The following is a 6,541-nucleotide window of genomic DNA, read 5'->3' on the forward strand; positions in this document are numbered from 1 at the left end:
AAGAGAGACAGCCCCGGCAGCGGGGCACGGACCGCACATTGTGAACAGCCGATGACCACTTGTCACCGCCCCCGGAATAGTTGCCCGCGATGGCTCGGGACTTGCTAGCATGGCCTGCATATGCCCATCCACGCCGCGCTCCACCACGTCACGCATTACCAATACGACCGGCTGGTCGGCCTCGGGCCGCAGACCATTCGATTGCGGCCTGCGCCCCATTGCCGCAGCAATGTGATTTCGTATTCGCTCAAGGTCGAGCCCGCGCAGCACTTCATCAACTGGCAGCAGGACCCGTTTGCCAACTACCAGGCGCGGCTGGTCTTTCCCGAGAAGACGCGCGAGTTCAAGGTCACGGTGGACCTGGTGGTGGAGATGGCGGTGTACAACCCCTTCGACTTCTTCCTGGAGCCCGAGGCCGAGAACATCCCGTTCAACTACAGCAGCGAGGTGCAGCAGGAGCTGGCGCCCTACCTGGCCACCGACGCGATGACGCCGCTGGTGCAGGCCTATCTGGACAAGGTGGACCGCAGCAAGCAGCGCACCATCGATTTCCTGGTCAAGCTCAACCAGCAGGTGTCGCAAGACATCCGCTACCTCATCCGCCTGGAGCCCGGCGTGCAGACGCCCGAGGAGACGCTGCAAAAGGCCAGCGGCTCGTGCCGCGACTCGGGCTGGCTGCTGGTGCAACTGCTGCGCCACCTGGGGCTGGCGGCACGGTTTGTGTCGGGCTACCTGATCCAGCTCACGCCGGACGTGAAGGCGCTCGACGGCCCCAGCGGCACCGACCACGACTTCACCGACCTGCACGCCTGGTGCGAGGTCTATCTGCCCGGCGCAGGCTGGATTGGCCTGGATGCCACCAGCGGCCTGATGGCGGGTGAGGGCCACATCCCGCTGGCCTGCACGCCCCAACCCTCCGGGGCCGCGCCGATTGAAGGCGGTGTGGACAAGGCCGAGGTGGACTTCAGCCACGAGATGCGCGTGACGCGCGTCTACGAATCACCCCGCGTGACCAAGCCCTACACCGAAGACCAGTGGCAGGCCGTGCTGGCCCTCGGCGAGCAGGTGGACGCCGACCTGGTGGCGGGCGATGTGCGCCTGACCATGGGCGGCGAGCCCACCTTTGTGGCCGTGGGCGACCGCGACGCGCCCGAGTGGAACACCGACGCGCTGGGCCCCACCAAGCGCGGCTTTGCCACCGAACTCACGCACAAGCTGCGCGCCGAATACGGCCAGGGCGGCTTTCTGCACTTTGGCCAGGGCAAGTGGTACCCGGGCGAGCAATTGCCGCGCTGGGCGCTGTCCATCTGCTGGCGCTCTGATGGACAGCCCGCGTGGCAGAACCCCGCGCTGTTTGCCGACGAGCGCGACCCCTCGCACTACACCAGCGCCGACGCCGAGCGTTTTGTGCGCCACCTCACGCGCAAGCTGGGCATCACTGATCGCTACATCCAGCCAGGGTACGAAGACACCTTCTACTACCTGTGGCGCGAGCGGCGCCTGCCCATCAACGTGGACCCGTTTGACGCACGCCTGGACGACGAGCTGGAGCGCGCCCGCCTGCGCCGCGTGTTCGAACAAAAGCTCGACAGCGTGGTGGGCTATGTGCTGCCGCTGCAGGCGGGCGTAGGCAATGGCACGCTGGCAGGCAGCGTATGGAGCACGGGGCCGTGGTTCTTCCGCGACGACCGCATGCTGCTCATCCCCGGCGATTCGCCCATGGGCTACCGCCTGCCGCTGGACGCCCTGCCCTGGGTGAAGGCGTCGGACACCGATCACCTGATCCCGCAAGACCCGACTGCACCCCAGGGCCCGCTGGCCGCTGCGACCACGCTGCGTGCGCGGTATTCCGTTCCAGCGGGCCCTGTCACCGGCGACCGCGACCTGCCCTACCTGGCGGGCGCCACCGCACCGGGCGAGGCACGCCGCATGGCGCAAGGCACTGCGGGCGGCGACCACGCGCGCCAGGCAGGGCAACCCGACCCCCATGCGGGCGTGCAGCCCCCGGGCAAGTTCCAGTCGGCCGCAGGCCTGTCACGCACCGCCCTGTGCGTGGAGGTGCGCGACCCGCGCCGCGCCAGCGGCCCCAAGGCCGAGAAGGTGGGCGAGAAGTACGGCGTTTTGTACGTGTTCATGCCGCCCCTGGCGCGCCTCCATGATTACCTGGACCTGCTGGCCGCCATCGAAGCCACGGCCGAAGAGCTGGGCATGAAGATCGTGCTCGAAGGCTACCCGCCGCCGCGCGACGCGCGCCTCAAAGTGCTGGCGGTCACGCCCGACCCGGGTGTGATCGAGGTGAACATCCACCCCGCCAGCCACTGGAAGGAGCTGGTGCAGCACACAGAGTTTCTGTACCAGGCCGCGTGGGAGACGCGCCTGTCGGCCGAGAAGTTCATGACCGATGGCCGCCACACCGGCACCGGCGGGGGCAACCACTTTGTGATGGGCGGCGCCACACCGGCCGACTCGCCCTTCTTGCGCAAGCCCGAGCTGCTGGCCAGCCTGCTGCTGTACTGGCACAACCACCCGAGCCTGAGCTACCTTTTCAGCGGCCTGTTCATCGGCCCCACCAGCCAGTCGCCGCGCGTGGACGAGGCGCGCAACGACCAGCTGTACGAGCTGGAGATCGCCCTGCGCGAGATCGAGGCCAACCGCGCGATCTACGGCCAGGACATGCCGCCCTGGCTGGTGGACCGCACGCTGCGCAACATCCTGGTGGATGTGACGGGCAACACGCACCGCAGCGAGTTCAGCATCGACAAGATGTTCTCGCCCGACAGCAGCACTGGCCGCCTGGGGCTGCTGGAGTTGCGCGCCTTTGAGATGCCGCCCCACGCCCACATGAGCGTGGTGCAGCAGCTGCTGCTGCGCGCCTTGATCGCCCGCTTCTGGAAAACGCCCTACCGCGCCCCCGCCGCCCGCTGGGGCACTGAGCTGCACGACCGCTGGATGCTGCCCACCTTCATCCAGCAGGACATGCACGACGTGGTGGCCGAAATGAACGCCGCAGGCTATGCGTTTGACGCGGCCTGGTTTGCACCGCAGTTCGAGTTCCGCTTCCCCATGGTCGGCACGGTGCAATCGATGGGCGTGGAACTGACCCTGCGCAACGCGCTGGAGCCCTGGCATGTGATGGGCGAAGAAGGCTCCGCCGGCGGCACCGTGCGCTATGTGGATTCGTCGCTGGAGCGCATCGAGGTGCGCGTGACGGGCATGAACGAAAGCCGCCATGTGGTCACCGTCAACGGCCAGCCGCTGCCGCTGCAAAGCACCGGCACCACCGGCGAGTTTGTGGCAGGCGTGCGCTACAAGGCCTGGAACCCGCCCTCGGCCCTGCACCCGACCATTGGCGCGCATGCGCCGCTCACGTTCGACATCGTGGACACCTGGATGAACCGCTCGCTGGGCGGCTGCCAGTACCACGTGGCGCACCCGGGCGGGCGCAACTACGACACCTTCCCGGTCAACGCCTACGAGGCCGAAAGCCGCCGCCTGGCGCGCTTCTCGCGCATGGGGCACACGCCGGGGCGGCTGGCGGTGCCACCTGCGACCATCGAGCTGCCGGGCAGCCGGGAGTTTCCGTTCACGCTGGATCTGCGGCGAAAAATGAGGCCGTAGAGAAGCCCCCCCCCTGAGTCGCTGCGCGCCTTCCCCCCAGGGAGACGACGCCCTCGCTGCGGGGCGGCCCTTGCTTGGCATCTCTGGCCTGGGCCGTGCCGTTTTCGACGGGGGTGGGTAACCCGCAGAGTGCCGGAGACCAAATGCCCGAAAATCGAGTGCAGTGACAAACCCCAACGACCGCCTCTTGCCCACCGACCTCCCCGAAAGCGCGGCCCAGCTGGCTGCTGCGCTGGCGCCCACCGCTGCGGCGGGGCATTTTGACGAGCTGCGGGGCGCTGCGGCCCCCGCGCGCACGGCTCCCACCGACCGCATCGCAGGCGCCACGTCAGCTCCCATTTCAATAGCAAATAGCCAAGGCCTGTCGCGCTCATGGGCCGATTTTTTTGAACAACTGGGGCCTGAAGGCTTCCCCGACCTGGATCGGCGCATGGCGAGCCTGCAGCGCCAGGTGCGCGACAACGGCATCACCTACAACGTCTATGCCGACGCTGACGGCCCGCAGCGGCCCTGGTCGGTGGACCTGTTCCCGCTGATCCTGTCGCAGCACGACTGGGCGCTTATCGAACGCGGCGTGCTGCAGCGCGCGCGCCTGCTCGACCGCGTGATGGCCGATGTCTATGGCCCGCAGGAGCTGCTGCGCACGGGCCTGCTGCCCAGCGCGCTGGTGCAGGGCCACCCCGGCTACCTGCGCCCCATGCATGGCGTGCAGCCCGTGGGCGGCACGCACCTGCCGATTGCAGCCTTCGACATGGCGCGCGACGCGCAGGGCGGCTGGTGGGTCGTCACGCAGCGCACGCAGGCGCCGTCGGGCCTGGGGTATCTGCTGGAAAACCGGCTGCTCATCTCCCGCCTGTTCCCCGAGGCGTTCAGCCAGATGCATGTGCAGCGCCTGGCCGCCACCTACCGCGCACTGCTCGACGGGCTGCGGCAGATGAGCCCGGCGGGGGCCGATGCGCGCATCGTGCTGCTCACGCCCGGCCCGTACAACGAGACTTACTTCGAGCACGCCTACCTGGCGCGCTACCTGGGCCTCACGCTGGTGGAGGGCAACGACCTCACCGTGCGCGACGCGCGCCTGTACCTCAAGACGCTGCACGGCCTGCAGCCGGTGCACGGCATCCTCAAGCGCCTGGACGACGAGTTTCTGGACCCGCTGGAGCTGCGCAGCGACTCGCGCCTGGGCGTGCCCGGCCTGCTGCAGGCCATCCGCGCGGGCAATGTGCTGGTGGCCAACGCGCCGGGCTCGGCCTTTCTGGAGTCATCGGCCATGCTGGGTCTCATGCCTGCGCTGTCGCGCCACCTGCTGGGCGAGGAGCTGGCCCTGCCCTCGCTGCCCACCTGGTGGTGCGGCGAACATGCAGCCCAGCAGGCCGTGCTGCCCCAGCTGCCCCACAGCGTGATCCGGCCCACCTGGCCCAGCCTGCAGCGCCCGCCCGTGCTGGGCGGCACCTTGTCGCCGCAGGACCTGGCCCGGTGGACGGAACGCATCCAGGGCCAGGGCGACGAATACACCGTGCAGGCCTACCTGCCGCTGTCGCAGATGCCCACCTGGCGCACCGAAGGCGGTGGTGGCAATGGTGGCGGTGGCAGCCACATCGCCCCGCGTTCGGTGATGCTGCGCGTGTTTGCCGTGTGCGACGGCCCCGGCTCGTGGCGCGTGCTGCCCGGCGGGCTGGCGCGCATTGCCACCGACGAGCGCGAGATCGCCTCGATGCAGCGCGGCGGCAGCAGCGCCGATGTGTGGGTGCAGACCGATGGCCCGGTGGACACCACCACGCTGCTCGCACACAACCAGAGCGCCCCGGCCGTGGTGCACCGCAGCCGCCAGGTGACCAGCCGTGCGGCCGAAAACCTGTTCTGGCTGGGCCGCTACACCGAACGCACCGAAAACGTCACGCGCCTGGCGCGCATTGCGCTGCAGTGCCTCAATGGGGAAGACCAGTCGTCCCAGCCGCTGCTGGCCTGGCTCAGCACCCTGGCCGTGGGCCAGGGCCTGGTGCTGCCATCGGTGCCGCCCGCCACGCAGGCCCGGCGGGTGTTCGAGCGCTCGCTCATCGCCGGGCTCACCCAGCCCGCGCTGGTCACCAGCGTGGGCTACAACCTGCGCGGCATCCTGGGGGCAGCATCGGCCGTGCGCGACCGCCTGTCGCAGGAGCACTGGCACCTGATCGTGAGCACCGAAGCCGAGTTTTTTGCGCAGCGCCCAAATGGCAACGGCGGCACTGACGACGGCGACTATTCGCCGCTGGAGGCCCTGCGCCAGCTCGAAACCCTGAGCGGGCGCACCGCCGCCATGACAGGCCAGCAGACCGACCGCATGACGCGCGACGATGGCTGGCGGCTGCTGTCCATCGGCCGCCACCTGGAGCGCCTGGGTTTTCTGGCGGCGGCGCTGGAGGGCGGCCTGCAGACCGGGGCAGTGTTCGATGAAAGTGGCTTCGAGGCCATGACGGGGCTGTTCGACAGCACCATCACCTTCCACGCGCAGTACCAGCAGCGGCGCGACATGCCCGCGCTGCTCGACCTGCTGGTGATCGACCGCGACAACCCCCGGTCGCTGGCCTGGGTGGCGCAAACGCTGCGCGGGCGCATTGCCAAGATCGAGGCGGCTGCAGGCACGCCGGGCGAGTCGGCCGCCACAGGCATTCCCGAAGCGTCCGAGCTGTCGCTGGCGACCTTGTGCGCCCAGGACGCCGAGGGCCGGTACGCCGCACTGGAGCAATACCTGGGGGCTTGTGTGCGGGGTGTGATGGGCCTGTCGGATCTGCTGGCCACGCGCTATTTCACCCACTCTGCCGACGCGCTGCGGCACAGCGTGGGGGCTTGAAGTGGTCCCCCCCCTGAGTCGCCTGCGGCACCTTCCCCCTCAAGGGGAACGCAGCCCTCGCTGCGGGGCGGCCCTTGCTCGGCTGCCCTGGCC

At 69.1% G+C, this 6,541-nt stretch carries 2 protein-coding genes; both read left to right on the forward strand.

The window, feature by feature from the left end:
• The first annotated feature begins 120 nt into the window (after nucleotides 1-120).
• The gene (locus AC07Z7_RS20135) at nucleotides 121-3,618 is read left to right on the forward strand and encodes a transglutaminase family protein (RefSeq protein ID WP_494767439.1); all 3,498 of its coding nucleotides are present in this window, start codon (nucleotides 121-123) and stop codon (nucleotides 3,616-3,618) included.
• Between the two features lie 187 nt (nucleotides 3,619-3,805).
• Nucleotides 3,806-6,448, forward strand: coding sequence for a circularly permuted type 2 ATP-grasp protein (locus AC07Z7_RS20140; protein WP_494767440.1), 2,643 nt, complete (start codon nucleotides 3,806-3,808; stop codon nucleotides 6,446-6,448).
• The last annotated feature ends 93 nt before the right edge of the window (nucleotides 6,449-6,541 follow it).

It is taken from the genome of Acidovorax sp. GW101-11A03 (genome assembly GCF_059424825.1).